This window comes from Streptomyces sp. Tek67B01 (genome assembly GCF_055231995.1).
The window spans coordinates 228,326-254,530 of record NZ_JBUYUY010000002.1; the positions used below are offsets into that span (position 1 = coordinate 228,326).

A 26,205-nucleotide genomic window follows, 5' to 3' on the forward strand; every position below is an offset into this window, starting at 1 on the left:
ATCGAAAGCTAGCGCCGCTAGAAGCGTCGGAAACGCGGGTCGTCACCCTGGAGGGGTCATGCAGGACGTACTGGCTCAGGACGTACTGGCTGTCGTCACGGTCGTGGTGGTCGGACTGATGGTGGGAGTGGAGTTCGCGGTGGCCGTGTTCGTCAACCCGATCCTCGACCGGCTCCCCGACAACGGAGGCCTCGCCGCCCGCGGCGACGGCGCCCGCGTCCTGGGCCGCGTCATGCCCTTCTGGTACATCGGCTCCCTCATCCTCGGCGCCGTGTGGGCCTCGCTGTCCTGGGACGACGCGCCCGCCCCCTTCGTCGCCACCGGCGCGGCGCTCCTCGTGGTGAGCGTGGTGATGTCGATCCTGCTGCTCGTGCCGATCAACTCCCGCGTCGCGACCTGGTCGCGCGACGGCGTCCCCGCGGACTGGAAGCAGCAGGTGAACCGCTGGGACCGCTTCCACTACGCCCGCGTGGCAGTCATCGTCGCCGCCTTCACCCTCTTCACCGTCGCCCTCGTCTAGCCGTACGAAAGGGGCGGACGCGGGCGCGGATCGTTACGCCCGGTCCGCCGCCGCGGGCCAGGGGACGTCGGTCTCGACCGGCCGGTCATAGGCCACGCCGTCGACGCCCCAGCCGTAGAGCTCCCGAACCTGGCCCATGAACCAGTCCGCGCCGGCTCGGGCCGTTTCGAGACCGCGCTCGGGATTCGACCACAGCTCCCTGACGCGGTTCTGGACGTGCTCGTCAAGTTCCCAGCCGTCCAGCCGGATGCGGCCCCTCTCGTCCAGGGCCGGCGGGGTGCGGCCCTCCAACTGGTCCCACAGGTCCGCGGCCTGCTCGGCCATGGTCCTGAAGCCGGGCCCGCCGAGGACGGTGCGGAGGAAAGTGGTGTAGAGGGCGATGGACGGGATGGCGCTGGAGGCTTGGGTGACGGCGGCGCCGGCCACCACCGTGTACGCCCGGCCTTCCTTCTCCTTGAGCACGGGCGAGGTGTTCAGGTCGTGGGCGGTCTGCTCCAGGTGCTCCTTGGCCGCGCCGATGGTGCCCTGTCGGTAGACGGGGGCCGTCACCTCGGAGCCGACGTAGGTCAGGGCCGCGGTGGTGAACCGGTCCGCGAGGAGTCGGCGTTCGGCGAGGGCCCGGACCCACAGGGCCCAGTCGTCTCCGCCCATCACCGCGACCGTCGCCCGAGTCTCCTCATCGGTTCCTGGCTCGATGTGGGCACTTGAGACCTTCGGGTCGGCGCCGGAGAAGTCGAGCGCGGGCGCGTCGTAGGCGGCGCCGAGCGGCTTGATGACCGAGTGGTGGACCTCGCCGGTGGCCGGGTCGGTGCGCCGGGGTGCCGCGAGGCTGTAGATGAGGTGGTCGACCGGTCCGTAGTGCCGCTCCAGCAGGTCCAGGACGTGCGTCTTGGCGTCCGTGGAGAAGGCGTCCGCGTTGACGAAGCGGATGTCGTGGCCGTTGTCGGCGGCGAGCCGGGCGGCCGCCGCGGTGCGGTACCAACCCGCCGTCGCGGTGCGGCGCCCGTTGTCGGGCGTCTCGTAGGCGACGCCCACGCCGCGGACGCCGTGCCGGCGCATGCCCGCCAGGAGGGCGGCGAGTCCGTAGCCGGCCGAGTGGCCGAGGATGAGCGCGACCGGATTGCGGCCGTCCGTGCGGGGCTCGATCCCCTCCCACGTGCGGTGAACCGTCCGCGCGGCCCCGTCCGGGTGGGAGTTGACGATGAGGAGCCCGCGCTGCTTGGGCTCGATCTTGCGAAGGCTCACGGTGCGTCCGTTCCGCTCGGGGCGATGCCGGCGAGGAGCGTGCGCGGGCCGCGATCGAATGCGGGCGGCAGGTCTCCTCGTCCGGAGATGACGACGGACAACCGCTCTTCGAGGCGGCCCGCCGGCGCGACCGGGGCCGGGCTGACGACCCCCGAGTCCGGCTCCGGCTGTCAGTCATCAGTGATCGTAGCCACGGCTTCGGTCAGTGACTCCTGACAAGGTGTCACGCAGAACGCCGCCGGTCCTTGTGGTGTTCGGCATTGACACCGCCCACCTCCCCCGCCGGCCGGACCGCCCGGGTCTGCAGCGCGGCTACTTCACCCGGGACCGGCTCCCGACCGGGACCCGAAACGGTGTCGGTCCACCGCCGCGAGCCCGTCCCCGAGCGGGGTGCGCCGGTACAGCACCTGTCGGCCCTGGCGCGCCCGGGTGACCAACCCCGCGGCGTGCAACACCCGCAGGTGCTGGGACACCGCGCTCGGGGTGACCCGTAGTCGACGGGCCAGTTCCACCGTGGCCAGCGGTTCCGCCAACAGCCGCAGCAGCCGCGCCCTCGGCGCGCCGAGCAGCGGCACGAGGGCCGTCGCGGCCCGGACCCCGTCCGGTACGGGCCCCCACAAGGTCGCCACACCGCGACTCGGGTAGATCAGCGACGGCGCCTCCTCCGCGCTCACCGGGGGCGCGGGCTTGTGCGCGAAGACCGAGGGCACCAGGAGCAATCCCCGGCCGGACGCCTTGACGTGGTGCCGGCCGATCATCTTGTCGATGTGCAGGACGCCGTCCTGCCAGCGCAGGCTCGGATGCATGTCGGCGAACAGCAGACGCGCCCCGCCCATCGCCAGCCGCCGGGCGCGGTAGGTCATGTCGGCCTCCACCACGAGTCTCACCTGCGGCCACAACGGCTCGACGGCGATCTCCCAGTACCGCAGGAGGAGAGCGCAGACACGGTCACGCAGGTCGGCCACGGCCGCGTCGTCGCCGGTCTCGGCAGCGACCAGCGGCCCCGGCAACCGGCCCGGCGCGTGCGTGGCCAGCAGGTCGCGCCGGACCAGCGCGGGCGGTGTCCGGCGGGCGACCGCCAGCTCGTCCTCGAAGGAGGGGGCGAAGGCCGCCGGCCGCGGGGTCAGGAAGTCGGGCAGCGTGAGCCGCACCGCCACCAGGGACATCAACAGCCCCGTGTCCAGGGCGCCGAGCGCGCCGAGTACGGACCTGCGCCACGGCAGGTGGACGGCCGACAGGCCCGGATCGTGCAGCACCCGCAGGCTGAGCACCGTCTCGCTGAGCGGCGACACGGCGAACCGGGTGTCGGCGAGGTCCTCGACGCCGAGCTCGAAACTGATCATTAAGCCGAACGCTACATCGATTGGCGGTCCACACCCCGTGCCGTGAACTTTCCCCATGACCTTCCCCACCGTCGCCCCGCCGACGGGCCCCACGGGCGGCGGCCCCGGCATGAGCCGCCGACTGGTGGTCCTCCTCGCCCTCACCTGCGCCGTGGCCGTGGGCAACCTCTACTTCCCGCAGGCCGTCGGCCCGCTCATCGCCACCGGACTGGACATCCCCGCCGACCGCGCCGCCCTGATCGTCACCGCGACCCAACTGGGCTACACCGCCGGGATGGTCCTCCTCGTACCGCTCGGCGACCGGTTCCGCCACCGCACGCTCCTCGCCGTCCTGCTCGCGCTGAGCGGCCTCGCCCTGCTGGCCGCGGGCTGCGCCCCGGGCCTGCCGCCGCTGGCGGCGGCGAGCGCCCTGGTCGGGCTGACCACCGTGGCCGCGCAGATCATCAGCCCGATGGCGGCCGGCCTCGCGGCGCCCGACCGGCAGGGGGAGGTGCTCGGTACGCTGCTCAGCGGTTCGACCGCCGGCATGCTGCTGGCGCGTACGTTCAGCGGGACGCTCGGCGAGTGGCTGGGCTGGCGGGCCCCCTACCTGGTGGCCGCGGCCGCGGCCCTGGTCCTCGCGGCCGTCATGGCGTACGCCGTGCCGCCCACCACCCCGGCCGCCGGACGTTCCTACTTCGCGCTCCTCGCCGAACCACCGCGCCTGCTGCGCGCCGAGCCGGAACTGCGCCGCTCGTGCTTCTACCAGGCCGCGGTCTTCGGAGGGTTCTCCGCCGCGTGGACCTCCCTGGCGCTGCTGCTGACCGGGCCGGTCTACGGCTTCGGCGCCCAAGCCGTGGGCCTGCTCGCCCTGGTCGGCGCGGCCACCATGTCGTGCACACCGTTCGCCGGGCGGCTGGTGGACCGCCACGGTCCCGGACCCGTCAACCTGGTCTCCCTGCTCGGGGTCCTCGTCGCGGCCGCGGTCCTCGCGGCGGGCGGCTCGGGCGGCCGGCTCGGCCTGATCGCCCTCGCCGCGGGCAGCCTGCTGCTGGACATCGCCCTGCAGTCCGGCACGCTGGCCAACGTATCGCGGGTGTACGCCCTGCGCCCCGACGCCCGCGCCAGGCTCACCACCGCCTATATGACGTGCGCGTACCTGGGCGGCACCGCCGGGTCGTGGCTCGGAGTCCGCGCCTACACCGCCTTCGGCTGGCCGGCCGTGTGCGCCCTCATCGCCCTCCTCGCGTCAGCCGCACTCACCCGCCACCTGATCCCGCCCCGCGCCCGCTGACTCCCGCCGGGCGCCCGCCCGCCCCCGGCCGCCGCCCGGCCCGCCGCCGCCCGGACGGCCCGCCCTCCCCGGCGGTCAGTCCTCCCGGTACGCCTCCGCGAGAACACCCGTCAGCGCCCGGGTGACGGCCGCCCGAAGGCCGTCGTGCCGCGGCGCCCGAGGCAGTGCTCCGGGGCGGTGCGCTCTTGCCCGTAGCGCCACACCGGGCCACGCAGGAGGTGCGCCGGCTCCCACGCGTAGCGCGGGTGGACGTGGCCGTGCAGGTGGTGCCAGGAGTTGCCCAGCACCTCGTGGTTCAACCGGCGCAGGCCGGGGTCCCGTTCACGGCAGGCGATCTCGACGGCTTCGCCGAGGAGGGAGAGGTCGAGCAGGAAGCGGGCCCGCTCGCCCCGCGGCAGGTCGGTCAGGTGATCGGCGCGGCCCCCGTACAGCAGCAGGCAGTAGCCCGGAAGGTGCTGGGTGTCGCCGATCACGGCCCATCCGGTCCGCGTCCGCGCGAGCACCGTGGGGTTCTCGCCCCGCTCCGCGGCGGCGATCCGATCCTCTTGCCAGTGGCCCATGTCCCATGGATGGCAGGCGAGTCGCGGCGCCGGCGGCGTCGCGGAGCGCGGGCTCGGCCGGACCGCCTGGGACACCGGGACGGGAGCCGGTCGCAACGGACACCCCCGTGCCCCATTGCGACCGCCTCGGCCCGATGGCGTTCTCCAGTCAAGTAGATGCCCGTGCCCGGCGGCCCGTCTCCAGTTGACTAGATGACCCCGCTGAAACATACGCGGCGGCCGACCGCCCCTGTCAAGTCGGTTAGATTGTTGGCGGGTCGGCCCGTGCCGGCGTCCAGTCGAGTAGAGACGACACACGACACCGCGACAGTGACCGCTGAGTCGGTGAGTACCGGGGAGTGCCGCGATGGGTGAGAACAACAGCGCGGGCGAGCAGGGCCAGGGCCCCATCGCCCACCGGCTCGATCACCTGATCCGCACCCTGCATCCCAAGGACCGCGGCCCCTACACCTATCAGGAGATCGCCGACTCCATCCGCGAGCAGGCCGGCCCCGACGACCCGACCGTCTCCCACGGGACCATCCACAGCCTGCACAAGGGCAAGGTCACCAACCCGAGCGTCGACACCCTGCGCGCGCTCGGCAAGTTCTTCGGCGTGGGAGCCAAGTACTTCCTCGACGACGAGGTGGCCGCCCGCACCGATGCCCGCATCAGGGAACTGCGGGAAGGCGCCGACCGGGCCGAAGCCGGCCGTGAACTCGCCGACGCCCTGGAGGACAAGCAGGTCAAGGCCGTCGCCTTCCGGCTCAGAGGGCTGTCGGCCGCCGCGCTGCGCGGCATCACCTCCATCGTCGACGGCGCCCGGCAGGCCGAGGGCCTGCCCCGGGTCGACCGGACGTCCGACCGAACCCCCGACCGGATGCCCGCCGCGGGCCCCGACACGGCCTCCCGCGCCTAGCCGGCCGGCCACACGTGGGCAACGCGGAGTTCGACCATGTATACGACCGTTGTGACCGGATGCCGTTCAAGTGGCGCACGGCGCACGAAGTCAGCCCGCACGACACCCGGGCCGGAATGGAACGCGATATGAGATGGCGCAGGCGACCGGCCGATCCCTGTGTCGCGATAGCGGACCGACTGCACATACCGCAGCCCTTCGACCTGTCGTCCTTCTGCGCGCACATCGCCGAACAGCGCGGACGCCCCCTGCTCCTCCTTCCCCTCGACGGTCCGCCCCAGCCGGACCTCCCCTGCGGCATCTGGATCGGACTCGACACCGCCGACCTGGTCTTCTACGACCAGAGCGCCTCAGATCTCCTGCGCGTGCAGATCATCCTGCACGAGATCTCCCACATGCTCCTCGGCCACGTCGCCCCGCAGTTCGACGTCCCCCAGGACGCCACCGCCGAGGAACTCGCCGCGGCCGCGTCCCACTTCGAGCGGCTTTTGGACATGACCGTCCCCGCGGTCGAGGGTCTGGACGAACACAACATGGTGGCCCACCTCATGCGTGCCGAGGCCGAACGCCTCAGGGCCACCGCGGCCGCGCCCCGGCCCGGTGACGACGAACTCGAACTGTCCGGCAGCCGCATCCTGAGCCTCCTCGGCCGCACCAAATTCGACTCCGACCAGGAGAAGGACGCCGAAACCCTGGCCACCCTCGTACTGGAACGCATCAGTCGCGACGAGGACCGCTCGACCTCCGACGGAGCCGCCGACGTCATCCACCGTCTCCACGACGCCTTCGCCCACCCCGCACGCACCCACCGGAACCGATGAGTCTCCTCAAGATCACCATCATGGTCATGCTGTGGGCGGTCGCGCTGTGGCGCCTGCCGTCCGCGATCCGCGTCCCACGGCAGCGCTCGCTCTGGCTGGCCTTCACCGGCCTCGCTCTGGCGACCACCCTCGCCATGCCGCCCGTCAGCAGCCTCCTGGACACCTCCACCGGCATCAACAACATCTCCGTACCGGCCAAACACGCGGTCGGCATCGTGGCCTGCGGCGCCATCCTCGACTTCGTCTTCTCCATGGCCCGCCCCCAACTCGTCCACCGCACCCGGCTGCCGCACCTGGCCCTCGCGCTCGCCGTGATGCTCCTCATGGGCATCCTCTTCGCCCAGGTCGAACAGCCCACCCGCGTCGAGAACTTCTACGAGGCGTACGCCGGGACCCCCGCCGCCACCGCCTACCTGCTCACCTTCACCGCCTACCTCGGGCTGGCCATGGGCCTGTCCACCTGGCTCTTCCTCGCCTACGCCCGCCACGCCGGCGCCCGCTCCCTGCGCAACGGGCTGCGCATCCTGGGCATCGGCACCGCGGTCGGCGTCGTCTACGCCTGCATCCGCATCGCCGCCCTGCTCGCCCGGCTGGTCAGCGACGGGCCCCTCGCCGACGAGGAAACGATCCAGCGCACCGCCGACCTCGTCGAATACCTCGCCATCGGGCTGATCATCATCGGGAACTCCCTTCCGGCCGTGGGCGTCCTCGCGCGCACCGCGGGTGACTGGCGGGCCGGCCGGCGACTGCGACCCCTGTGGTCCTCGCTGACCGAAGCCGTCCCCGACATCACCCTCCCCACCCCCCACCGCCACGGCATCCGCGTGCACCTGCACCGCACTGTCATCGAGATACGCGACGCCAGCCTCAGCCTCATGCCGTACGTCTCCGCCTCCGTCCGGGACCGGGCCGACCGCGCCGCAGCGGAGGCCGGACTGCACGGCGAGGAACGCGAGGCCATGGCCGAAGCGCTGTGGCTGCGCGCCGCCCGCGCCGCGAAACTGCGCGGCGCCGCCCCGGTCGCGGACCCGGCCCGCGGCCACGGCTCCGCCCTGGAGGACGTGGACTTCCCCGCCGAAGTCCACCGCCTCCTCCTGATCAGCGCCGCCTACCACTCGCCCGTCGCAGCCACCTTCCTCGACACGCCCGCCCCGGAGTCCCGATGACCGGAGTCCCGATGACCGACACCGCACCCGCCCCGGAGCAGGAGGCGACCACCGAGTCCCGCGCCGCCCGCCTGATCACGGACGGCCTGGAACCCAAGAACTGGATCATCGCCGTCACCCTGCTGACGGGCTGGCACGCCGACCGTCTGGCGGGCGTCGGCTGGGGCCTGCTCGCCGCCCTGTTCTGCGGCGTCATCCCGATCCTCTTCATCAAGTGGGGCGAACGTCGCGGCCACTGGGGCGACCGCCACGTCCGCCGCCGCCAGGACCGCCTGCTGGTCATCCCCGGCATCATGGCGTCCGTCGCCGCCTGCGTCACCCTCATGGCGACCCTGGACGCGCCCCGCGAGATGATCGCCCTCATCGCCGCGATGCTCGTGACCCTGATCGCCATCCTGGCCATCACCACGGTGTGGAAGGTCTCCGTCCACACCGCGGTCTCCTCCGGCGCCCTGGCCATGCTCGCCCTCGCCTACGGCCCCTGGGCGCTCGCCGCCTACCCCCTCGTCGCCCTGGTCGGCTGGTCCCGCGTGGAACTGCGCGACCACACCCTCGCCCAGGTCCTCGTCGGCACCGCGCTCGGCGCCGCGACCGCCGCCCCGGTCTTCAGCCTCATCCGCTGAAACCCCGCGGGCCCGTCACATCCCGGCACGCCGGTCCGTCAGCTGGATCGACCCGAACCACGTGAGGAAGGTCTACGTCATGTCCGAAGAAGACCGTTTCATCCTGCTGGAGCCGGGTGCCGCCCGGCCGGGCCGCGTACCGCTGCCACCCGCCTTCGCCGTCAAGGCCGCCACGGCCGACACCGAGGGGCGGCTCTCGCTCCTCGAAGTGACGCTCGCGAAGGACATTCCGCGCCACGTCCACCACCGGGCCGACGAGTGCGTCTACGTCCTGGAGGGCGTCCTCGACATCGAGTTCGACGACCGGACGCACTCCGCGCCGCAGGGCACCTTCGCCCTGCTGCCCCGAGGCGTCCCGCACGCCCTGCGCCGCGCCTCGGACCCGCCCCCGCGCGTCCTTCAGATCTCCTCCCCGGGCGGCTGGGAGTGCTACGTCGAGGACCTGGTCGAGGCGGGCCCTGCCGTCCTGACCGGTGGGGAACTGGACCCTGCCAAGATCAACCCCATCGCCGCCCGACACCACATCCACTACGAGGAGAACGAGCGGCCCTGAGGAACCGGCCCGGCGCGAGCGACATGTCGGCTTGAGGAGCCGTTGTCAGCGCCCGGTCGCCGGCTTCGCGGACGCGGTCCGCCGTGTCGCCGTGGTCACGGACCCGAACAGCCCGGTCCGGCTCGACTGCTCCGCCCGGGGGCACGGTCCTCCTCCAGGCCGGCCGGGCTCCCGCGGCGCCGGGGCGCGGTGGCCCACCGGCCGGGCAGACCCCGGGCCATCGGGGCCGGACGGGCCTCCCCTCACCAGGCGGGACGGATCGGCCCCGGTGGCGTGAGCCGGGTCAGGTCGGCGACGAGTTCGCCGAAGCGCGCTTCGCCCAGTGCCTCTCGCCAGGGTGCGACGGCGGCCCTGGCCGCTTGGTCCGCCGCGCGAGTGGCGGCCCATCCGGCCTCCGTCAGCCCCAGCAGTCGGGCGCGGGCATCGTGCGGGTGCGGCAGCCGCACCACGTACCCCTTGCGGACCAGCTCCTCGACCAGCTGCGCGGCGGCCTGCTTGGTCACCCCCAAGTGCTCGGCCAGATCGGCCGTCGTGGCGCCCCCCAACGAGATCCGGGCGAAGGCGTAGCCGTGTGCGGGCCGTAGGTCCTCGAACCCCTGCTCGGCCACGCGAGCGTGGATCGTCTGCACCAACTGTCCGGAGAGTGCGAGCACGAGGGCGGAGAAGGCCAGAGCGTCATCCATGGGCTTGACTATAACTCGTCAAGCTGCTTGTCTTTATGGACAAGTAACTTGTCTATAAGGAGTCGGCATGCCCTTTATCCGCGGTGACGAGGCCGTCGAGTACGAGATCCACGGCGGTCGCTTCGTTTCCTACGTCCGCCCCGGGACCGGCGGCCGGGACCTCGCCGCCTGGCGCGCGGAGATCCCCGCCGGGATGGTGGGCCCCGCCCACGTGATCAGTCACGAGGAGACGTTCTACGTCCTGTCCGGCCGCCTCCGTCTCACCATCGACGGCGAGACGGCCGAACTCGGCGCCGGTGACGCGGCGGTGGCCCCCGCGGGCTCCGAGCTGGGGGTCGCCAACACCACCGACGGGCCCGCGCACATGTGGGTCACCACCCGTGCCGGGCTTACCGCCGAACTGGCCGACGGCAGCGTCATCGCACCGCCTTGGACCCACTAGGCGCTCTCGACGGACTCTGCGCCGTCCGGCGTGCCGGGCGGCGTCGTGGGGGTCCGGGCCGAGTGTCGAACCGCTTCGGAAAGCCCGTCCGCGGTCGCCGTCCTTGCCCTCTCGACGGCCTTCGGTGGGGGCGTGGGCGTACGCGCGCCCTCTTTCGAGGGTGGCAGGACCGGCCCCTCCCCAACGCCCCGTCAGGCGACCGTCAATGCCCTCCAATACCCGGTCTGACCTGCGCTTTTCCTTCCTCCGAGAGTAGACTTTCCCCTGACGAGAGGGGATCTGATGGACCGCGACATACGCACGGTCGAGGACGCGTTGAGGCTCCTGGACGACCTGTTCGCACCGGACGCCGACCGCTGGACGGCCGATGCGGCCCCGTGGTGGGACGGCTTCTACGCGGACCGCTCGCGCCCGGTGCCGTTCTTCGCGGCGAAGCCGGACGAGAACCTCGTCTCGTACCTCGACCGCGGTCTCGTCACCGCGGGCCGCGCCCTCGACCTGGGCTGCGGGCCGGGACGCAACGCGCTCCACCTCGCTTCCCTGGGCTTCGAGGTGGACGCCGTCGACTTGTCGCAGTCGGCCATAGCCTGGGCCGAGGACCGGGCTCGTGGCCTGGGGGCGGGCGTCCGGTTCCGCCGCGGTGACGCGTTCGATCTCGTGGGAACGGACCTGACCGGCCCGTACGACCTGATCTACGACTCCGGCTGCTTCCACCACCTGCCGCCGCACCGCCGCATCAGCTACCTCGGCCTCCTCGACCGGGCACTGGCGCCGGGCGGCCATTTCGCCCTCACCTGCTTCGCGGCCGGCGCGATGGGGTCCGAACTCCCCGACCGCGACTTCTACCGGGATGCCCGCCTCCACGGCGGTCTCGCCTACAGCCCCGAGGCGCTGCGCCGGATCTTCTGCGACCTGACGGAGATCGAACTGCGCCGTATGCGCGACGAGCCGCCCGAGTCCCCCCGCATGGGCGAGCCCTTTCTCTGGGCGGCCCTCTTCCGCCGTGACCGGCCGCCCGCCGGGAGCTGACACGATCCCCCGGCGCCCCTGAGGGTGTCCCGCCCCGCCCCGCCCCGCCCCGCCCCGCCCGGCACGGAGAGGGCCCGCACCCCTCGCAGGGGTGCGGGCCCGGACGCCATGGGGGCGGTCAGCGGCGGTCGTCCAAGTCGTCCTGGATGTCGTCGAAGGACCTCTGGCCGCTCTGCCGGGTCTCTTCGGCGCGCTGCCGGAGGCGTTCCTGCTCGGTCGTGCCCCGCTGGGAGGCTTCGTCCTGCTTGCCCTGCAGCTTCTGCTTGGCCTTCTGTGCCTTGTCCTGCATCTCGTCCTTGATGCCCATGAGGGGGGACTCCTCGTCGTGGGGGGTGGTTGATCCTCGACGAGCCTGGCACGGGCAGGGGTGGGACGCCGCTCGCGCTGCGCCGATCGGGTACCGCCGGCCCACTGCCTCCGGGGGGACCGTTGCACAAGGCGCGCGGAGGTTCGTCAAGAAGGTCTTCCGCGGGGCACCGGCCGGGAGCGCTTGAGCACCCCCTACTTCGGGTCGCTGTTGAACTTCGAGGTCGACCAGAAGTAGCCGAGCACCGTGAGGCCCACGCACCAGGCGACGGCGAGCCAGCCGTTGTTGCCGATCCCGGTGCCGAGCAGCAGGCCGCGCAGGGTCTCGATGGCGGGGGTGAACGGTTGGTACTGGGCGATCGGCTGGATCCAGCCGGGCATGGACTCGGTGGGGGTGAAGGCGCTCGAGAGGAGCGGCAGGAGGATCAGGGGCATGGCGTTGTTGCTGGCGGCTTCCGCGGTGGGGCTGACGAGGCCCATGCCGACCGCGATCCAGGTGAGTGCCAGGGCGAAGAGGACGAGCAGTCCGAACGCGGCCAGCCATTCCAGGACGGTGGCGTCGGTGGAACGGAAGCCGATGGCGACGGCGACGGCGCCGACGATGACCACGCTCGTGATCGACTGCACGACGCTGCCGACGACGTGCCCGACGAGCACCGAGGGGCGGTGGATGGCCATGGTGCGGAAGCGGGCGATGATGCCTTCGCTCATGTCGTTGGAGACGGACACCGCCGTCCCGATCACTGTGCTGCCGATGGTCATGAGGAGCAGGCCGGGGACGAGATAGGCGATGTACGCCGACCGGTCGGGGGTGCCGCCGGTGATGCCCGCGCTCATGGTGTCGCCGAAGATGTAGACGAAGAGCAGCAGCAGCATGACCGGGGTGAGCAGCAGGTTCAGGGTGAGGGAGGGGTAGCGCCGGGCGTGCAGGAGGTTGCGGCGCAGCATCGTGGACGAGTCGCGGACCGCGAGGGAGAGGGAGCTCATCGGACGGTCTCCTTGGTCTGGCTGGTCTGGCCGGTTCGGCCGGGCTGGTGGGGGACCTTGGCGCCGCCGGTGAGGGCGAAGAACACGTCGTCGAGGTCAGGGGTGTGCACGGTCAGCTCGTCTGCCTCGATGCCGGCCGCGTCGAGCCGGTCGATGATGGAGCGCAGTTCGCGCTGGCTGCCGTCGTTCGGAATCTGCAGGGCCAGGGCCTCGTCGTCCCGGCTTCCCTCGGGCAGAGCGGAGGCGGCGGACTGGTAGGCGACGGGGTCGGTGAAGCGGAGGCGGACGTGGCCGCCGGGGATGAGCCGCTTCAGCTCCTCGGCGCTCCCCTCCGCGGCGATCTTTCCGTCGTTCAGTACGGCGATGTGGTCGGCGAGTTCGTCGGCCTCCTCCAGGTACTGGGTGGTGAGGAAGACGGTGACGCCGCCCGTGACGAGTTCGCGGACGATCTGCCACATGTTGTGGCGGGAGCGGGGGTCGAGGCCGGTGGTCGGCTCGTCGAGGAAGATGATCCGCGGGCCGCCGACCAGGGTCATGGCGATGTCGAGGCGGCGCTTCATACCGCCCGAGTAGGTGGAGGCGGGCTTCTTCGCGGCGGCGACGAGGTCGAAGCGCTCCAGCAGTTCGGCGGTGACCCGTCGTCCCTCGCTCTTGGTCAGGTGGTGCAGGTCCGCCATGAGGAGCATGTTCTCCTCGCCCGTGATCAGCCCGTCGACGGCGGAGAACTGCCCGGTGACGCCGATCGCCCGGCGCACCGCCTGCGGGTCGGTGGCGAGGTGGTGGCCGCCGACGCGGATCTCGCCGGCATCCGCGGTGATGAGGGTGGAGAGGATCTTGACGGCGGTGGTCTTGCCGGCGCCGTTCGGGCCGAGCAGTGCGAAGACGGTGCCCGCGGGGACGGCCAGGTCGATGCCGTCGAGGACGGTCTTGTCGCCGTAGGACTTGCGCAGCCCGTTCGCCGCGATGGCCAGGTCTGTCATGAGGGGTGCTCCTTCAGGGACTGCGGCTCAGAGGCTGCGGTTCAGGAACTGCGGTTCAGAGGCTGCGGTTCAGGAACTGCGGTTCAGAGGCTGCGGTTCAAGGACTGCGGTTCAGAGGCTGCGGGCGGTGATGTCGCCGTGGGACGTGGTCGCGTGGATGTTCAGCTCGGCGGCGGCGCCGTCGCTGTTCTGCAGGGTGTTGTGAATCCGGCCGGAGGTGGTGCCGGCGTCCAGGGAGGCGGACGCCCCGCGCGCGGCGCCGACCGAGATCTCGCCGGCCTGCGTGCGCAGGGTCACCGTGCCGCGTACGGCCTCGGCGATGTGGAGATCGCCCTTCTGGGTGCTGATCTCGGCGGGACCGCCCAGCCTGCCGATCGAGATGTCACCGGCGAGGAGGGCGAGGCGCGCCCCCGTGGTCTCGTCGAGCTCCACAGAGCCCTGCGCGCCCTCGAAGGCGACGTCGCCGAGCCGCCCGACGCCCCGGAACTCGGCGGCGGCCACCTTCGCCTCGACGCGGGAACCCGCGGGCAGTTGGACCGTCACCTCAAGGGACCCGGTGGAGCCGATCAGCCGGTTCTTGGCCGCCGAGGTCTCGATGCGCAGCACGCCGTCCTCGTACGCGACCGAGGTCTGCTCGGCCGCCTTGACGTCGCGGCCCTTCGAGGCGTCCGCGGGCAGGACCTCGACCGCGGTGTCGGCCCGGTCGGCGGCGATGAGGCGGATGCGTCCCGCCGGGATGTCCAGGACGACCGAGACCGGGGCGGGGGTGTCGAACTTCTGCATGGTGCTCTCCTTCTGCATCGTGCGCTCCTTCCGGACCGCTGTTTCTCATGTTGGAAACGCTACGTTGCATTTACAGATCTGACAACTAGATCGTTGCGCGTGGTGGGCTAAATAGCAGGTGGAGGCGGGGAAATCGTTGCAATGATTCCGGATGTAACGCAACGACATCGGACCCGGTCATTGCAATGATCTGAGGGTGAACGCTATGTTTAGCCACCATGGACCGCGAAGGAGACCGCGATGGCGGGAGGTGGACCCGCGCAGCGGGAACGCGGGCAGGTCGCGCGGCGGCCGGCCGACGACATCGCCTACGCGGAGATCACCAGACGCGTCGACCGGCCGACCTCGACGATCACCCTCGAGGCGATGCGCAACGGCGGCCCCACCGCACACCGCGCCGAGCCGGCGCACCGCACCACCGAACACCGCGCCGACGGCCGCCGACAGGCCGAGCCCGCCCCTCACCGACGCCGGCAGCCTCACCGCGTCCGATCTCGCCCAGCCCCCGCTCCGCCGCCGACCTCGTCGGCATCGCCCGGCAAGGAGTCGCCGTCCTCGGCCCCGACGCCCCCGCCGCCGTCCGCCCGGAGAACGTCGCCCGCTTCCTCGACTTCGTCTCCCAGAGCATCGCCCGCACTGCGGAGCAGGCCCGCGACGTCCTCTACCCGGAACCCGGGCCCCCCTGACGAGACCGCCTGAGCGTGCGCCCCGGGGGAGTTCGGTCCGGGGCGCACGTGGGTGTGGGGTGTCGGTATGGGCCGGTCGGGCCACCGCTGGGCTCAGCGGATCAGTTCGTGCTCGCGCCCGGAGCGCGGGGCCGGGGCGTGGCCGCCGGCCGGGCCGCGACCCAGTTTCTCGCCCTCGACGTCCACGTTCGGCAGCATCCGGTCGAGCCAACGCGGCAGCCACCAGGCGGACTTGCCCAGCAGGGCGAACAGGGCGGGGACGACGGCCATGCGGACGACGAAGGCGTCGAAGAGCACGGCCGACGCGAGGGCGAAGCCGATCATCTTGATGAGGTCGTTCGACTCGGTGATGAAGCCGGAGAACACGCTGATCATGATGATCGCGGCGGCGCTGACCACGCGTCCGCCGTAGCGGAAGCCGGTGACGACGGCCGCGTCGGGGCGCGCCCCGTGGACGTAGGCCTCCCGCATCCGGCTGACCAGGAAGACCTCGTAGTCCATCGCGAGGCCGAACACCACGCCGATCATGAGGATCGGCACGGTGCTCATGACCGGTCCGGCCGACTTGACGCCGAAGACGTCGGCGAGCCAGCCCCACTGGAAGACCGCGACGACCGCGCCGAGCGCCGCGCCGACCGACAGCAGGAAGCCGAGGGCCGCCTTGAGCGGCACCAGGATCGAGCGGAAGACCAGCACCAGGAGGAGGAAGGCGAGGCCCACGACGAGCGCGAGGTACGGCACCAGGGCGTCGTCGAGGGTCTTGGAGAAGTCGATGAACACCGCGGTCTGACCGGTCACCAGGACCTCGGTCGCACCCGTGGAGGTCTCGATGCCGCCCGCGCCGGCGCGGATCGTGCGGACCAGTTCCTCGGTGGCGTGGTCGGTGGGTCCGGTGCTCGGTACGAGGTTCAGGATCGCGGTGTCGTTCGCCGCGTTGGGCGCCGCCGGCGAGACGGAGGCGACCCCGTCGAGCTTGGCCAACGCCTTGCCGACGCCACCGGCGGCGGTCGCCGCGTCCTTGGCGCTCACCGTGATCATCAGCGGTCCGTTGAAGCCGGGGCCGAAGGACTCCGACAGCATGTCGTACGCCTTGCGCTGGGTGGTGTCGGGGGCCATGGTGCCCTCGCCCGGCAGGCCCAGTTCCAAGCTGGCGGCGGGCAGGGCGATCGCGCCCAGTCCGAGGACGCCGACGAGCAGGACGGCCACCGGGTGGCGCAGCACGTAACCCGCCCAACGGGTCCCCAGGTTGGGCTTCGTCCGCGCGGCCTCCTTGGCGGCCTTGCGCTGTTGGCGAGCGGAGAGCGGCTTGCCGGTGATCGCCTTGCGGTCGATCCGGCGGAGCACCTTGACCGGGGCGAGGCCGAGCAGGGCGGGGACGAGGGTGATCGCGATGAGGACGGCGATCGCGACGGTGCCCGCGGCGGCCATGCCCATCCTGGTGAGCATGGGGATGTTCACCACGCTGAGGCCCGCCAGCGCGATGATGACGGTCAGTCCCGCGAAGACGACGGCCGATCCGGCGGTGCCGACGGCACGCCCGGCGGCCTCCGGACGCTCACGGCCCTCGGCGATCTCGGAGCGGTAGCGCGAGATGATGAACAGCGCGTAGTCGATGCCGACGGCGAGGCCGATCATCATGGCCAGCGTGGAGGTGTCCGAGGACAGACCGAGCGTGCTGCCGAGCGCGGTGATGGCGCTGATGCCGACGCCGATACCGATGACGGCGGTCAGCAGGGGCATGCCGGCGGCGATCATCGAGCCGAAGGTGATCAGCAGGACCAGGGCGGAGACCAGGACGCCGATGCCCTCGGCACCGCCCACCGCGGCGTCGACCTTGACCGCGTTGCCCCCGGCTTCGACGGTCAGGCCCGTGTCGCGGGCCTTGTCGAACGCCTGCGTGAGCGCGTCGTGTTCCTCGTCGGTCAGCTCGGTGGCGGTGACCTTGTAGGTCACGACCGCGTAAGCGGTCGTGGAGTCCTTGCTGACGGCTCCGGCGAGGTACGGGTCGGTGACCGCGACGACCCCCGGTGCCTTTTTCAGGGAGGAGACGAGAGCGGAGACCTCCGGCTTGCGCTCGGGACCGGAGATGTCCTGGCCCTTGGGCGTGCGGATGACCACCCGGGCACTGGCTCCCTCGGCACCGGCCGCCGGGAACTTCTCCTTGAGCAGGTCGAAGGCCTTCTGCGACTCGGTGCCGGGCATGGAGAAGGTGTCGGCGGGGGGAGCGGGGGCCGAGGAGGCAGCGAACACGGCGCCCAAGAGGACCAGCAACCACAGCAGTGCTGTCGTGCCACGCCTTCGGAACGCTAAACGGCCCAGCTTATGGAGGAACGTTGCCATGGTGGGGGAACTCCCGTCAGGATCAAATGGCACTAGACCCAGGGAGGCTAACAAACCGCACATGCGGTTTATTGTGTCTAGGACGCTTCTCCGCCACCCCTCAAAGCCTTCCTGAGGCACAACGGAATCAGGCACCACTCATCCGGGCCGCATGCGCCGATCCCCGGCCCGAGGTGCGCAACGTGGGGCCCGCACACCCCGGCCGACCGGAAAACCGGCACGTCCACACCCTTGCGTGACCCGCTTGGGCGTCGTTGGACTCCGGATGGACACCCGGGGGGGCCCACCCCTCAAGGCGCCGAGCCCGCCGACTGGGGCGCCACCAAATCTTGGCTCAAAGAAACCGCCGCACTGGTTTCTTATCATCGCATGCCCGTGGCCCCCGCTTACCCGGGGCAGCACCCATCCCCAACCGGTCCGGCCGGCCGCGTGGGCCGCCTCGACGCCCTCGTCGCTGTCCTCGTGCACGGTGCGGCGCGAGGGGCGGGCCCGAGCAGCTCGGCCGCGCGCAGGCAGATGTCCGGCGCCGGCTTTCCGCGTTCGACGTCGTCGCGGGTCACAAGGGCGTCGAAGTGGTCGCGGAACGGCTGGTGGCGCGAGGCCGCCTCGATGACGTGACGGGCTCGGCGCGCCTCGGGTCGCGCGGGATTTCCGACCGGGCCCCGCAACCCCGGTATTTCGGCGAACCGTCGGTAACCCGACCGTCCCCCGGTGATGAAAGGCGTACGGCGCCTCCGAGGGCCGCGCCCCGGTCGGTTCGGGGCCACCACCAGCACCACGCGCTGCCGCCGCCCGGTGCCCTCGCACAATGACCGGGAACGTGAACGTGTGAGAATGACGCCTGATCACCTCCCGTGGCAGGGCCGGCGAGTGCCCACGCCGGGGAACCGGGCGGTGTCGGGCCGGCACCTGCCGGGGGGCGAGCGGCAAGGTGGCGACAGAGCTTTGGGGGCGGAGTGCATCCGGTGAGCGGACCAGGGGCGGTCGGTCCCGGCCCAGGGGAGGCGGCCGCCCTCCTGCTGGACAAGATCCGTCAGGGCGACGACTACGCCCGCGGCAAGAAGAAACGGTTCGGCCGAAGTGCCTCCGTCACCAAGGTGGCGACGCTCGTACTGTCCGCCGGGTCCACCGTCATCCTGGGCCTCCAGAACCTCAACGCGTGGACCGGTCTCGCCTTGGCGTGTGTGGCGCTGGTGACGTTGCTGGGAGCCGTCGAACCGTTCTTCAACTGGCGCTCGCGGTGGGTGCTGATGGAGGAAGCGCAGTACCGGTTCCAGCGCCTCGCCGACGAGCTCGAATACCTCATGGCGACGACGGCCGCCGACGAGCTCACGTTCGATCAGCTGCGCGAGCTGTTCCGTCAGTACCAGACGATCTGGGACGACCTGAGCCGCACCTGGCTTGCCCACCGTAGGGAACCCGCGCCGCCGGGCAACGCCTGACCCGGTCCCCGTCCCCGCCCGCGCGGGCCGCCCCGCGAACCCGCGTGGGACCCGACCACGTGACGCTGTGGCGTCGGCGGCCACGCGGTCCTCCCGTTGGACCCCAACACCCCAACAGGTGTCCGACCGATGTACTTCCCTGGAAGGAGAACCCCGGATGCCCGCGGCACTGCCCCTGCCGATCGAATCCCGCTCGCCGGAGGGCCGGCTCCGGGCCCGGGTGTACCCGGCGCCCCAGGCATCGGCGCGCACGGTCCGCACCGTCGGCGCCGTGCGCCCGGACAACGGGGCGGGGGAGTAGCCGTGGGCCGCTTCACGGACAGGTGGACCGGAACCAGATACCCGCGCAACGGTGTCCCCGCGCGGTCGGCCCCGGAGGTCCGGGCCGCGCTCCTCGCGGTCAACGACCGAGGCGTCATGTTCGTCGTGCGCGAGGGACGCCCCGGGGAAGGCGCCCACCTGGTGGCGGAGTTCGAGCACCCGCCTATGGGGCTGACCCTCAAGACCCGGATGCGTCTGAACGCCGCGAAGCGCGAAGTCCGGGTCCTTGAGGAGTCGTGGAAGCCGGCGACCGACGTTGCCGGTAGACAGTACGGCCGCGGACCGGGGCACATGATCTACCGGCAGTGGGAGTACAAACGGGGAGCAGACGGACGCCGCCACAAGACCGAATCGTTCCGCTTCGCCACACAGGACATGAGGAGCCCTCTACAGCAAGCGGTCCTCGACGCGGGTTGGACCTGGCGCGGCGTGCTGTTCAAGCTCTGACGTCTTCCCGGCCGGGAGAGCGCATTCGAACGCGCGCGCCGCCGAATCCGGCCGGCGCGTCGCATTGCCGCCAATCCACGGCAATCCGGTCACAACGCTGCTGCCCTCCGGCTACACAAGAAGCCGGGGCCGGCGTCCGCGGCCCCGTAGGGGTTCCGGCGGGGGTGGGCGGTTGCTGACGATCGATGTGGCGGTTCTGTTGGCGGTCATCGTTGTTCTGCGGCTGCGGCGGCGTACACACGCTCGGAGCCGACGCGACGAGAAGACGACCGTGGTCATCGTTCTGGCGCTGGGGGTCATCCTCGCCCCCACCGAGGTGGGCCAGGGCATCGCCAACATCCTCGGGCAACTCGTCAGCGGCGTCTCCCAGGCGGGCCAGTGACCTTGACCGATCGCCTCCGGCCGCTGACGGTCCGGGACACCCACGCACACCGCCGCGCCGTCTTGCCTCCGGGGAAGGGCCGGTGAACGGGCGCCGTCGTCCGGTACGCCGTCGTCCGGTACGCCGTTACGGTCGGCGGCCCCGGCGGGGGAAGAACCGCGGCCTGGAGCCGGTGGTCCTCGCCGCCCTCGCGGCCACGGTCGTCATCAGCCTGGCGACCGCCGCCCTGCGATGGCTGGTCGCCCACCCCTGGACCGTGGCTGCCGTACTCGCGGCGGCTGCCGCAGGCGCCGGCGCCTGGGCCTGGCGGCGCAGGGAGGCCGCCCGGTGGGAACGGGTTCGCGCGAGCGGTTTGCGATACGCGCTCGGACAGCTCGATGTCCTCCATCATCGTGCGTTCGAGTTCGCGGTGCGGGACCTGATGCGCCGCGACGGCTGCGCGGACGCGCGACAGGTCGGCGGGCGCGGCGACAACGGAGCCGACGTCAAGGCCACCGACCCGTACGGACGCCGGTGGGTCATCCAGTGCAAACACCGGAAGGACGGCTGGACCGGGAAGGCCGTCGGTACCCCCGACCTCCACGTCCTCAACGGCACCGGCCGACAAGTCCACCAGGGCGACGTCCTGGTCATGCTCACCAACGGCCGCATCACCGCCAACGCAGCCGACTTCGCCAAGTCCCAGCGACTCCACCTGGTCGACCGCCACCTCCTCGCCGAATGGGCAGGCGGCTCCCGCCCCCTCTGGGATCTCTTGCGGGCGCTCCCCCCGAGGCGCAGCCGGGACACCCCCTGACAACCGAGGGGCGGTATGCCGCGTCCGGCGCGGTCGCAACCGGCCCGGACGGCTTCGCAACCCGACCGAGCCTGCCCGTCACGGGCGCTGCGCGCCCTTGAGCGCACCTGCGTTCGCCCCCCTGGACGCACCGGCACCATCCCGAGGCCACCGCTCCGCCGCACCGCCCCGGGTCCGTCGCCCTGGGAACGGTGATTGTCGAGCAACTCGCGTCGTAACGGGCGGACTTCGTGACACGTTCCGGGCCTATGCGCCCAGCTGCGGAAGCCGCTCACCCGGGAGGGCCGGGCGGCCTTCGGCCAGCCAGAACGTGTAGTCGCGTAGGTACCCGTGCAGGCCTTGGTTCAGATGGGCGAGGCAACCCCGCGCGCCGGCCGCGGCGTCCCGCGCTCGGACCAGTCGTGTTCCACGAGGTCGCCCCGCCACAGGGGGTGGGGCTCTCCCACCAGGGCGCGGGTGGTTGGTATCGGGTCCCAGTAGGTCATGGCCCGCAGGATGCCAGACGGCCAGACGGCCAGACGGCCAGACGGCCAGACGGCCAGACGGCCAGACGGCCAGACGGCCAGACGGCCAGACGGCCAGACGGCCGGACGGCCGGACGGCCGGTACCTGCTGAGTACGGTGCGGTGCCGCTCCCGTTGCCCGTGCCCGCTGCCGGGGGACTACACGTCGCCCGATCAGTGCGTAGCCCGGCCGGCTGCCGGGATGTAGGCGAGCCCGTGCGCCCCCGCCTCGCCCGGGCACTCGACGTGCAAGGTCGTCACCGCCTCCAGCCGCGTCAGGTCCACCACCGTCACCGTGCTGGAGGAGACCGCCGCGACATAGCCGTACCTGCCGTCGGGTGACGAGGTGATCGACAAGGGGAAGGCGCCGACCTCCACGTGGCCGTGTTCCGCGCCGTCCGTCCCGTACACGTGCAGCAGCCCCGGGGCCTGGGCGCCCAGTCCCGCCCCGCCTGCCCGCATCCGCAGCTCACCGGCGAGCACCAGATCGGTGGCGGTGACGTGGACGGGGAAGACGAAGCCGTCCGTGCGGTGCGTCCGGATCACGGCACCGGTGGCCGTGTCGATGACGCGCACCCCGGCGTCCGGCACCGGCCCGGCGATCCCGAAGTCGCCCTTGGGAGCCGCGGCGTAGACGAACCGTCCGTCGGGCGAGGCCGCGATGCCCTCGCTCCCGGGAACCGGGATACGGCCGACCGCTCCCGCCGAACCGGTGTCGACGACCGAGAGGAACGGGGCCTCCTTGTTCGCGCTGTAGGCACGGCCGCCGTCCGGCGTGAGCGTGAACCAGTGCGGTCCGGGCGCGGCGACCGGCACCCGGCGTACGGGCTTGAGGGAGTCCGCGTCGAGCGCGACCAAGGCCCCCTCCTCGTCGTCGTACGCCTCGACGCTCACCCACAGCAGGCGCCCTGACGGATCCAGGGCGATGCCGTGGGGCGCGCGTTCCGGTGAGAGGTCGACGACGTCCACGATCCGGCGCCGATCGGGGTCGATCACCACCAGCTCATGCGCGCGGTCGCTGTTGGCGTGGTAGTAGCCCGAGCGGTACGTGATGGTGGCGTAGAGCCGCCGCCGCACCGGGTCGAAGCACAGCTCGTGCGGCTCGTTCGGAACATCCAGCACGCCGAGCCGGCGGAAGTCCGCCGCGTCGAAGAAGGTGATCGTGGAGCCGCTCTGGCCGGCCACGGCGAGGACGTCTGCGTTCTTGGCGGTGTGTGTCATGCCCCCAGACTGGTAGGCCCTCCCGATTGACTCCAGTGCAGTTGTGGCAAAGTGTCATTGCGTCAGACGAAAAGACACTGGTCGCCCGCGCACCCGGCGGACCGGACTGTGAGGGGAGACACAGCGCGTGGACGGACTCGGCAGACAGATGGACCTGAACCTGCTGGTCGCCCTCGACGCACTGCTCGAAGAAGAGAGCGTCACCGCGGCAGCTGCCCGCCTGCACGTCTCCGCGCCTGCCATGAGCCGCACCCTCGGACGTATCCGTACGGCGCTGGCCGATCCCGTGCTCGTACGCGCCGGAAGGCAGCTCGTCCCCACGCCGCGCGCCGTCGAACTGCGACCGCGCGTCCGCGCCCTCGTCCGCCAAGCACATGACCTCCTGGTTCCCCAGCCGGTCACCGACCCCGCACGGCTGTCCCGCGATTTCACCGTCCAAGCCGGCGATATCGTGCTCGCGGGACTCGCCTCCCGGCTGGTCGGCGCCGTCGCAGGGCAGGCACCCGGCGTCACCCTGCGCTTCATGCCGGAGACCATGGAGGGCACACCCGCCCTGCGCGAGGGACGGCTCGACCTGGAGATCGGCGTCATCGGCCACCCCGACCCGGAAACCCGGATCGAACCCCTCGGCCGGACCCACTTCCTCGCCGCCGTGCGCACCGGCCATCCCCTGGCCGCCCGTACGACCGTGACCGCCCGGGCCTTCGCCGCAGCCGACCACATCGGTGTGTCCCGGCAGGGGCGGGTCCGTGGCCCCATCGACGACCGGCTGGCCGAGCTGGGGCTGCGCCGCCGGGTGGTCGCCGTCGTGCCGAGCTGGAGCGCCGCGCTCCACCTCTGCCGGGAAACGGACCTGGTCTGCCTGGTACCGGCCGACTCCGCGGCGTACCACCGGGAGGTGCTGGGCCTGAGCACGTTCGAGATTCCGCTGGAACTGCCGCCTTTGGACCTCGGCATGGCCTGGCACCCGCGCAACGACGCGGACCCGGAGCACATCTGGCTCCGCGACCTCGTTCGCGACAGCCTGCGGGCCGGCGGTACCGGTCACGGGCCTTGAACATGCCCGGCGGTTCGGCGGGCTGCGGCACCCGCAAGCCTCACACCGCCCACGGGGTCAATCCGCCGTCTCCCCGGCGAGGCGCCCGTCGACGTACGCGCGCAGGCCGGACCAGGCGATGTGCAGCGGCAGCTCCACGGGACCCGACAAGGGCCCGTTCAGGTCGTCGAGCGACACGGGCAGCCGACCGGCGTACCGCTCGTGCAGCACGTGGCCCACCGACGCCGCGGAGAAGGACTGGGACACCTGAGCCATACGCCCAGTGTCGCGTCCCGCGCCCCTCTCACGCACAGCAGACGTGCCTTCCCGCTCCTCCAGCTCCTCCCGCTCCTCCCGCTCTCCAAGTTCCCGACGCACCTGTGCCATGTCCGCACCCGGGAGGCCGGCGACGCCCTCGGCCTCCGAGGACGGCCGACGCGGAATCCCGTCAAGCAGTCGATGTCCGATCGATCTCGATTCGAGGAGTTCTCCCTTTCGCCGTGACAGCGTCGGGGCTCCAGGCTCCTCTGGGGACGAAAGGACATGGGAAATGACCAAGTCAGGGCGCAGGTTCGGAATCGCCGCCGCGGTGGCCGCGTTCGTGGCCGTGATGATCGCCGTCGTGGGACCGCAGGGAGCCAGCGCGCAGGATCAGGCGCGCCGCGGCTGGGACCACTTCGGTTTCGGGGTGCCGTGGGAGGAGTCCTACGGGTACTCGCAGGCCATCAGAGCCGGGGACACGATCTACATCTCGGGGCAGCTGTCGCATGACGCGGCCGGGAACCTGGTGGGCGTCGGCGACTTCGAGAAGCAGGTGCGCACCTCGTTCGAGAACATGGACAAGGTTCTCGCGCACTACCGCATCCCGCGCAGCCAGATCATCAGCATGAAGATCTACACCAAGGACCTGCGCAAGAACTTCGACACGGCCGCCAGGCTCCACAAGGAGTACGTCGGCAACCACCGTACGACCGACACCATCATCGGTGTCACCGACCTGGCGTTCCCCGACCAGCTGGTGGAGATCGAGGCCACCGCGCTGGTGTCGCCGCGCTCCTGACCGAGCGGGCCGCGCGGTGACCACCGCGCGGCCGCTCAGCGCATCACGGCGGTGACCGCCGCCGGCCGCCTGATGCCCCGCTTGCGGCGGGCCCGTCCCCGCTTGCGGCCGGGCCCCCTCGGTATCAACCGCGCCGTCGCTCTGCGGCTACTCACCTCGCCCCTCCACCCCTGCCCATGGCCCCGGGCCCCGGCCGCGATGTGGGCGCTTCCCGCGAGGTGAGCATGACGTCGGCGCGGACGCACCATCGCGTCAGGCATCGCCGCCGACGGGCGCCGAGCTTGAGGCTCGCGTTGACGTACCGCACGCCGGTGACGCTCCTCTCGGACGGCTATCTCGCCCATGGGTCCGAGCCGTGGCGGTTCCCGGAGCGGGCGGAGCTGCCCGACCTGCGGGTCCGGCTCGCCTGCGGCCCCAATCACACGCTGAGGCCGGGACCGAGGTGTTCTGGCCGTACAAGCGTGACCCGCAGACCCTGCGCCGCCCCTGGCCGGTCCCTGGCGGAGGTCGACGACCCGCACGGCGCGCGGATACCGGTCCCGGGCTGGGACTCCCCCTACGGGCCCATCACGGCGGCGGTACGGCGGCCGCGGGCGGCCGGTGGGCTCATCGCGCAGGCTCGTCCACGGCATCCGAACCCCTTCCCGCGCAGTCTCGCAAGCGTGCTGAAGCGTTACGACAAGGTGGTGATCCCCGAGAGGAACCTCGGCCGGCTCGCCGCTCTGCTCGCCGGCGGCGACACCTGGACCGTCATCGGCTGACGTGCCCCCTGACACCCGGCGCCGCACACCTGCGCGGCGCCGGGTTCGCACTCTCGCTCTCCACTCTCACAAGGAGGAACCCGCCATGCCTTCGAACGGTGTCGCCGACGAGGAATGGGCCGTCCGGGCGGTACGGGAGGCGGTTCCGCGCCGTCTGCTGATGTGCCGTCCGCAGTACTTCGACGTCACGTACAGCATCAATCCGTGGATGGACCCGCGGAAACCGACGGACACCGCGGCCTCGCTGCGGCAGTGGGATGAGCTGCGGGGACTGTACGTGTCGCTCGGACACACCGTCGAGGTGATCGAGCCGATCGAGGGTCTGCCGGACATGGTGTTCGCGGCCAACGGCGCCACCGTGGTCGACGGCAAGGTGCTGGGCGCGCGGTTCCGGCACCGGGAGCGGACCGCGGAGGGGCCGGCCTATCTGGACTGGTTCGAGCGGAACGGGTATCGCGAGACCCTGTGGCCGGAGTACGTCAACGAGGGCGAGGGCGACTACCTGCGGGTGGGGCGGCGAATCCTCGCCGGGACCGGGTTCCGCACCGACCCGCGTTCGCACGCCGAGGCGCAGGAGTTCTTCGGACTTCCGGTGACCGGCCTGACGCTGGTCAACCCGAACTTCTACCACCTGGACACCGCCCTCGCGGTGCTCTCGCCGACCGAGATCATGTACTATCCGGCGGCGTTCACGCCGGGCAGCCGGGCGGTCCTGCGGGAGATGTTCCCCGACGCGCTCCTGGCCAAGGACGAGGACGCGGCGGTGTTCGGCCTCAACGCCTTCTCCGACGGGCTCAACGTGCTGCTGCCCCAGGCGGCCACCGGGCTGATCGAGCAGCTGAAGGACCGTGGCTTCCACCCGATCGGCGTGGAGCTGGGCGAGCTGCTCAAGGCGGGCGGCAGCGTCAAGTGCTGCACCCTCGTCCTGTAGGACGACATCGGCCACTGAACACTTGAGGATGATTTGAATTAAGCGCAAGTCGAGCCTCGAACACTGT

At 71.6% G+C, this 26,205-nt stretch carries 28 protein-coding genes and 2 pseudogenes; 19 read left to right on the top strand and 11 right to left on the bottom strand.

The genetic code is table 11. From position 1 onward, the window contains the following. Positions 1-58: 58 nt before the first annotated feature. Positions 59-520: an anthrone oxygenase family protein gene (locus tag ACV7NM_RS34510; RefSeq protein ID WP_463414357.1), complete on the top strand. Its 462-nt coding sequence runs from the start codon at positions 59-61 to the stop codon at positions 518-520. Between the two features lie 33 nt (positions 521-553). On the opposite strand, the gene ACV7NM_RS34515 is transcribed toward ACV7NM_RS34510, so the two are convergent. After that, positions 554-1,765 (bottom strand): enoyl-[acyl-carrier-protein] reductase FabV, encoded by a 1,212-nt coding sequence (locus tag ACV7NM_RS34515; RefSeq protein WP_463414358.1) that lies wholly within the window; start codon positions 1,763-1,765, stop codon positions 554-556. A 317-nt stretch (positions 1,766-2,082) separates the two neighbouring features. Then, positions 2,083-3,108 (bottom strand): ArsR/SmtB family transcription factor, encoded by a 1,026-nt coding sequence (locus ACV7NM_RS34520; protein WP_463414359.1) that lies wholly within the window; start codon positions 3,106-3,108, stop codon positions 2,083-2,085. A gap of 55 nt (positions 3,109-3,163) precedes the next feature. Here ACV7NM_RS34520 and ACV7NM_RS34525 point away from each other — a divergent pair, with 55 nt between their 5' ends. Beyond that, a complete protein-coding gene (locus ACV7NM_RS34525; protein WP_463414360.1) occupies positions 3,164-4,381 on the top strand; it encodes an MFS transporter in 1,218 nt (405 codons plus the stop codon). A 110-nt stretch (positions 4,382-4,491) separates the two neighbouring features. On the opposite strand, the gene ACV7NM_RS34530 is transcribed toward ACV7NM_RS34525, so the two are convergent. Beyond that, the gene (locus ACV7NM_RS34530; protein WP_463414361.1) at positions 4,492-4,941 is read right to left on the bottom strand and encodes an HIT family protein; all 450 of its coding nucleotides are present in this window, start codon (positions 4,939-4,941) and stop codon (positions 4,492-4,494) included. Positions 4,942-5,287: 346 nt separating this feature from the next. Here ACV7NM_RS34530 and ACV7NM_RS34535 point away from each other — a divergent pair, with 346 nt between their 5' ends. The 5 genes from ACV7NM_RS34535 (at position 5,288) to ACV7NM_RS34555 (ending at position 9,002) form a co-directional block, all read left to right on the top strand. Then, positions 5,288-5,839 carry an XRE family transcriptional regulator gene (locus ACV7NM_RS34535; RefSeq protein ID WP_463414362.1) on the top strand — a complete coding sequence of 184 codons (552 nt, stop codon included), beginning with the start codon at positions 5,288-5,290 and terminating at the stop codon, positions 5,837-5,839. Between the two features lie 128 nt (positions 5,840-5,967). After that, positions 5,968-6,660: a hypothetical protein gene (locus ACV7NM_RS34540; RefSeq protein ID WP_463414363.1), complete on the top strand. Its 693-nt coding sequence runs from the start codon at positions 5,968-5,970 to the stop codon at positions 6,658-6,660. Further along, entirely contained in the window at positions 6,657-7,826 is a 1,170-nt protein-coding gene (locus ACV7NM_RS34545; RefSeq protein WP_463414364.1) for an MAB_1171c family putative transporter, read from the top strand. The genes ACV7NM_RS34540 and ACV7NM_RS34545 overlap by 4 nt, the downstream gene beginning before the upstream one ends. An 11-nt stretch (positions 7,827-7,837) precedes the next feature. Next, the gene (locus ACV7NM_RS34550; protein ID WP_463414365.1) at positions 7,838-8,449 is read left to right on the top strand and encodes a phosphatase PAP2 family protein; all 612 of its coding nucleotides are present in this window, start codon (positions 7,838-7,840) and stop codon (positions 8,447-8,449) included. Positions 8,450-8,528: 79 nt separating this feature from the next. After that, positions 8,529-9,002, top strand: coding sequence for a cupin domain-containing protein (locus ACV7NM_RS34555; RefSeq protein ID WP_463414366.1), 474 nt, complete (start codon positions 8,529-8,531; stop codon positions 9,000-9,002). Between the two features lie 242 nt (positions 9,003-9,244). Here ACV7NM_RS34555 and ACV7NM_RS34560 read toward each other — a convergent pair whose 3' ends face one another. Next, positions 9,245-9,685 carry a MarR family winged helix-turn-helix transcriptional regulator gene (locus tag ACV7NM_RS34560; RefSeq protein WP_463414367.1) on the bottom strand — a complete coding sequence of 147 codons (441 nt, stop codon included), beginning with the start codon at positions 9,683-9,685 and terminating at the stop codon, positions 9,245-9,247. 67 nt (positions 9,686-9,752) lie between these two features. Between ACV7NM_RS34560 and ACV7NM_RS34565 the strand changes: the two genes are divergently transcribed. Together ACV7NM_RS34565 and ACV7NM_RS34570 are read left to right on the top strand one after the other, a co-directional pair. Then, positions 9,753-10,127 (top strand): cupin domain-containing protein, encoded by a 375-nt coding sequence (locus tag ACV7NM_RS34565; protein WP_463414368.1) that lies wholly within the window; start codon positions 9,753-9,755, stop codon positions 10,125-10,127. Positions 10,128-10,409: 282 nt separating this feature from the next. After that, positions 10,410-11,156 (top strand): class I SAM-dependent methyltransferase, encoded by a 747-nt coding sequence (locus ACV7NM_RS34570; protein ID WP_463414369.1) that lies wholly within the window; start codon positions 10,410-10,412, stop codon positions 11,154-11,156. Between the two features lie 118 nt (positions 11,157-11,274). Here the strand turns inward: ACV7NM_RS34570 and ACV7NM_RS34575 are convergent, their stop codons facing one another. The 4 genes from ACV7NM_RS34575 to ACV7NM_RS34590 all read right to left on the bottom strand — a co-directional run bounded on the left by ACV7NM_RS34575 (position 11,275) and on the right by ACV7NM_RS34590 (position 14,212). Continuing rightward, on the bottom strand, positions 11,275-11,463 hold the full coding sequence (locus tag ACV7NM_RS34575; RefSeq protein WP_463414370.1) for a hypothetical protein: 189 nt from the start codon (positions 11,461-11,463) through the stop codon (positions 11,275-11,277). A gap of 194 nt (positions 11,464-11,657) precedes the next feature. Beyond that, on the bottom strand, positions 11,658-12,449 hold the full coding sequence (locus ACV7NM_RS34580) for an ABC transporter permease (RefSeq protein ID WP_463414371.1): 792 nt from the start codon (positions 12,447-12,449) through the stop codon (positions 11,658-11,660). Beyond that, complete coding sequence (locus ACV7NM_RS34585; protein WP_463414372.1) at positions 12,446-13,429, bottom strand: ATP-binding cassette domain-containing protein; 984 nt, start codon at positions 13,427-13,429, stop codon at positions 12,446-12,448. The genes ACV7NM_RS34580 and ACV7NM_RS34585 overlap by 4 nt, the downstream gene beginning before the upstream one ends. 111 nt (positions 13,430-13,540) lie before the next feature. Further along, on the bottom strand, positions 13,541-14,212 hold the full coding sequence (locus ACV7NM_RS34590) for a DUF4097 family beta strand repeat-containing protein (RefSeq protein WP_463414483.1): 672 nt from the start codon (positions 14,210-14,212) through the stop codon (positions 13,541-13,543). Between the two features lie 240 nt (positions 14,213-14,452). On the opposite strand from ACV7NM_RS34590, the pseudogene ACV7NM_RS34595 reads away from it, so the two are divergent. Next, positions 14,453-14,898 (top strand): annotated as a pseudogene (locus ACV7NM_RS34595) (hypothetical protein). Between the two features lie 93 nt (positions 14,899-14,991). Here the strand turns inward: ACV7NM_RS34595 and ACV7NM_RS34600 are convergent. Beyond that, entirely contained in the window at positions 14,992-17,238 is a 2,247-nt protein-coding gene (locus tag ACV7NM_RS34600; RefSeq protein ID WP_463414373.1) for an MMPL family transporter, read from the bottom strand. Between the two features lie 965 nt (positions 17,239-18,203). Here ACV7NM_RS34600 and ACV7NM_RS34605 point away from each other — a divergent pair. The 5 genes from ACV7NM_RS34605 (at position 18,204) to ACV7NM_RS34625 (ending at position 20,626) form a co-directional block, all read left to right on the top strand. After that, complete coding sequence (locus ACV7NM_RS34605) at positions 18,204-18,680, top strand: DUF4231 domain-containing protein (protein WP_463414374.1); 477 nt, start codon at positions 18,204-18,206, stop codon at positions 18,678-18,680. A 157-nt stretch (positions 18,681-18,837) separates the two neighbouring features. Continuing rightward, positions 18,838-18,981, top strand: coding sequence for a hypothetical protein (locus tag ACV7NM_RS34610; RefSeq protein ID WP_463414375.1), 144 nt, complete (start codon positions 18,838-18,840; stop codon positions 18,979-18,981). Positions 18,982-18,983: 2 nt separating this feature from the next. Further along, positions 18,984-19,448 (top strand): hypothetical protein, encoded by a 465-nt coding sequence (locus ACV7NM_RS34615; RefSeq protein ID WP_463414376.1) that lies wholly within the window; start codon positions 18,984-18,986, stop codon positions 19,446-19,448. Positions 19,449-19,620: 172 nt separating this feature from the next. After that, on the top strand, positions 19,621-19,830 hold the full coding sequence (locus ACV7NM_RS34620; RefSeq protein WP_463414377.1) for a hypothetical protein: 210 nt from the start codon (positions 19,621-19,623) through the stop codon (positions 19,828-19,830). An 82-nt stretch (positions 19,831-19,912) separates the two neighbouring features. Continuing rightward, positions 19,913-20,626: a restriction endonuclease gene (locus ACV7NM_RS34625; protein ID WP_463414378.1), complete on the top strand. Its 714-nt coding sequence runs from the start codon at positions 19,913-19,915 to the stop codon at positions 20,624-20,626. Positions 20,627-21,303: 677 nt separating this feature from the next. Here the strand turns inward: ACV7NM_RS34625 and ACV7NM_RS34630 are convergent. Continuing rightward, the gene (locus tag ACV7NM_RS34630) at positions 21,304-22,350 is read right to left on the bottom strand and encodes a YncE family protein (protein ID WP_463414379.1); all 1,047 of its coding nucleotides are present in this window, start codon (positions 22,348-22,350) and stop codon (positions 21,304-21,306) included. Between the two features lie 127 nt (positions 22,351-22,477). Here ACV7NM_RS34630 and ACV7NM_RS34635 point away from each other — a divergent pair, with 127 nt between their 5' ends. Next, positions 22,478-23,407: a LysR family transcriptional regulator gene (locus tag ACV7NM_RS34635; protein ID WP_463414380.1), complete on the top strand. Its 930-nt coding sequence runs from the start codon at positions 22,478-22,480 to the stop codon at positions 23,405-23,407. A gap of 57 nt (positions 23,408-23,464) precedes the next feature. On the opposite strand, the gene ACV7NM_RS34640 is transcribed toward ACV7NM_RS34635, so the two are convergent. Continuing rightward, positions 23,465-23,662 (bottom strand): hypothetical protein, encoded by a 198-nt coding sequence (locus ACV7NM_RS34640; protein WP_463414381.1) that lies wholly within the window; start codon positions 23,660-23,662, stop codon positions 23,465-23,467. A gap of 274 nt (positions 23,663-23,936) precedes the next feature. Here ACV7NM_RS34640 and ACV7NM_RS34645 point away from each other — a divergent pair, with 274 nt between their 5' ends. The 3 genes and pseudogenes from ACV7NM_RS34645 (at position 23,937) to ddaH (ending at position 26,138) form a co-directional block, all read left to right on the top strand. After that, the gene (locus ACV7NM_RS34645; protein ID WP_463414382.1) at positions 23,937-24,446 is read left to right on the top strand and encodes a RidA family protein; all 510 of its coding nucleotides are present in this window, start codon (positions 23,937-23,939) and stop codon (positions 24,444-24,446) included. A gap of 284 nt (positions 24,447-24,730) precedes the next feature. Next, positions 24,731-25,174: pseudogene (locus ACV7NM_RS34650) on the top strand (2-oxoacid:acceptor oxidoreductase subunit alpha); the annotation flags it as partial. Between the two features lie 118 nt (positions 25,175-25,292). Beyond that, positions 25,293-26,138, top strand: a complete 846-nt coding sequence (gene ddaH, locus ACV7NM_RS34655) for a dimethylargininase (RefSeq protein ID WP_463414383.1) — start codon at positions 25,293-25,295, stop codon at positions 26,136-26,138. The last annotated feature ends 67 nt before the right edge of the window (positions 26,139-26,205 follow it).

Coding starts and splice junctions, on each gene's coding strand:
- ACV7NM_RS34575 (WP_463414370.1), bottom strand. CDS start 11,463: ATGGGCATCAAGGACGAGATGCAGGACAAGGCACAGAAGGCCAAGCAG.
- ACV7NM_RS34590 (WP_463414483.1), bottom strand. CDS start 14,212: ATGCAGAAGTTCGACACCCCCGCCCCGGTCTCGGTCGTCCTGGACATC.
- ACV7NM_RS34520 (WP_463414359.1), bottom strand. CDS start 3,108: ATGATCAGTTTCGAGCTCGGCGTCGAGGACCTCGCCGACACCCGGTTC.
- ACV7NM_RS34555 (WP_463414366.1), top strand. CDS start 8,529: ATGTCCGAAGAAGACCGTTTCATCCTGCTGGAGCCGGGTGCCGCCCGG.
- ACV7NM_RS34640 (WP_463414381.1), bottom strand. CDS start 23,662: ATGGCTCAGGTGTCCCAGTCCTTCTCCGCGGCGTCGGTGGGCCACGTG.
- ACV7NM_RS34525 (WP_463414360.1), top strand. CDS start 3,164: ATGACCTTCCCCACCGTCGCCCCGCCGACGGGCCCCACGGGCGGCGGC.
- ddaH (WP_463414383.1), top strand. CDS start 25,293: ATGCCTTCGAACGGTGTCGCCGACGAGGAATGGGCCGTCCGGGCGGTA.
- ACV7NM_RS34610 (WP_463414375.1), top strand. CDS start 18,838: ATGCCCGCGGCACTGCCCCTGCCGATCGAATCCCGCTCGCCGGAGGGC.
- ACV7NM_RS34510 (WP_463414357.1), top strand. CDS start 59: ATGCAGGACGTACTGGCTCAGGACGTACTGGCTGTCGTCACGGTCGTG.
- ACV7NM_RS34560 (WP_463414367.1), bottom strand. CDS start 9,685: ATGGATGACGCTCTGGCCTTCTCCGCCCTCGTGCTCGCACTCTCCGGA.
- ACV7NM_RS34545 (WP_463414364.1), top strand. CDS start 6,657: ATGAGTCTCCTCAAGATCACCATCATGGTCATGCTGTGGGCGGTCGCG.
- ACV7NM_RS34585 (WP_463414372.1), bottom strand. CDS start 13,429: ATGACAGACCTGGCCATCGCGGCGAACGGGCTGCGCAAGTCCTACGGC.
- ACV7NM_RS34630 (WP_463414379.1), bottom strand. CDS start 22,350: ATGACACACACCGCCAAGAACGCAGACGTCCTCGCCGTGGCCGGCCAG.
- ACV7NM_RS34600 (WP_463414373.1), bottom strand. CDS start 17,238: ATGGCAACGTTCCTCCATAAGCTGGGCCGTTTAGCGTTCCGAAGGCGT.
- ACV7NM_RS34570 (WP_463414369.1), top strand. CDS start 10,410: ATGGACCGCGACATACGCACGGTCGAGGACGCGTTGAGGCTCCTGGAC.
- ACV7NM_RS34550 (WP_463414365.1), top strand. CDS start 7,838: ATGACCGACACCGCACCCGCCCCGGAGCAGGAGGCGACCACCGAGTCC.
- ACV7NM_RS34540 (WP_463414363.1), top strand. CDS start 5,968: ATGAGATGGCGCAGGCGACCGGCCGATCCCTGTGTCGCGATAGCGGAC.
- ACV7NM_RS34535 (WP_463414362.1), top strand. CDS start 5,288: ATGGGTGAGAACAACAGCGCGGGCGAGCAGGGCCAGGGCCCCATCGCC.
- ACV7NM_RS34580 (WP_463414371.1), bottom strand. CDS start 12,449: ATGAGCTCCCTCTCCCTCGCGGTCCGCGACTCGTCCACGATGCTGCGC.
- ACV7NM_RS34565 (WP_463414368.1), top strand. CDS start 9,753: ATGCCCTTTATCCGCGGTGACGAGGCCGTCGAGTACGAGATCCACGGC.
- ACV7NM_RS34645 (WP_463414382.1), top strand. CDS start 23,937: ATGACCAAGTCAGGGCGCAGGTTCGGAATCGCCGCCGCGGTGGCCGCG.
- ACV7NM_RS34530 (WP_463414361.1), bottom strand. CDS start 4,941: ATGGGCCACTGGCAAGAGGATCGGATCGCCGCCGCGGAGCGGGGCGAG.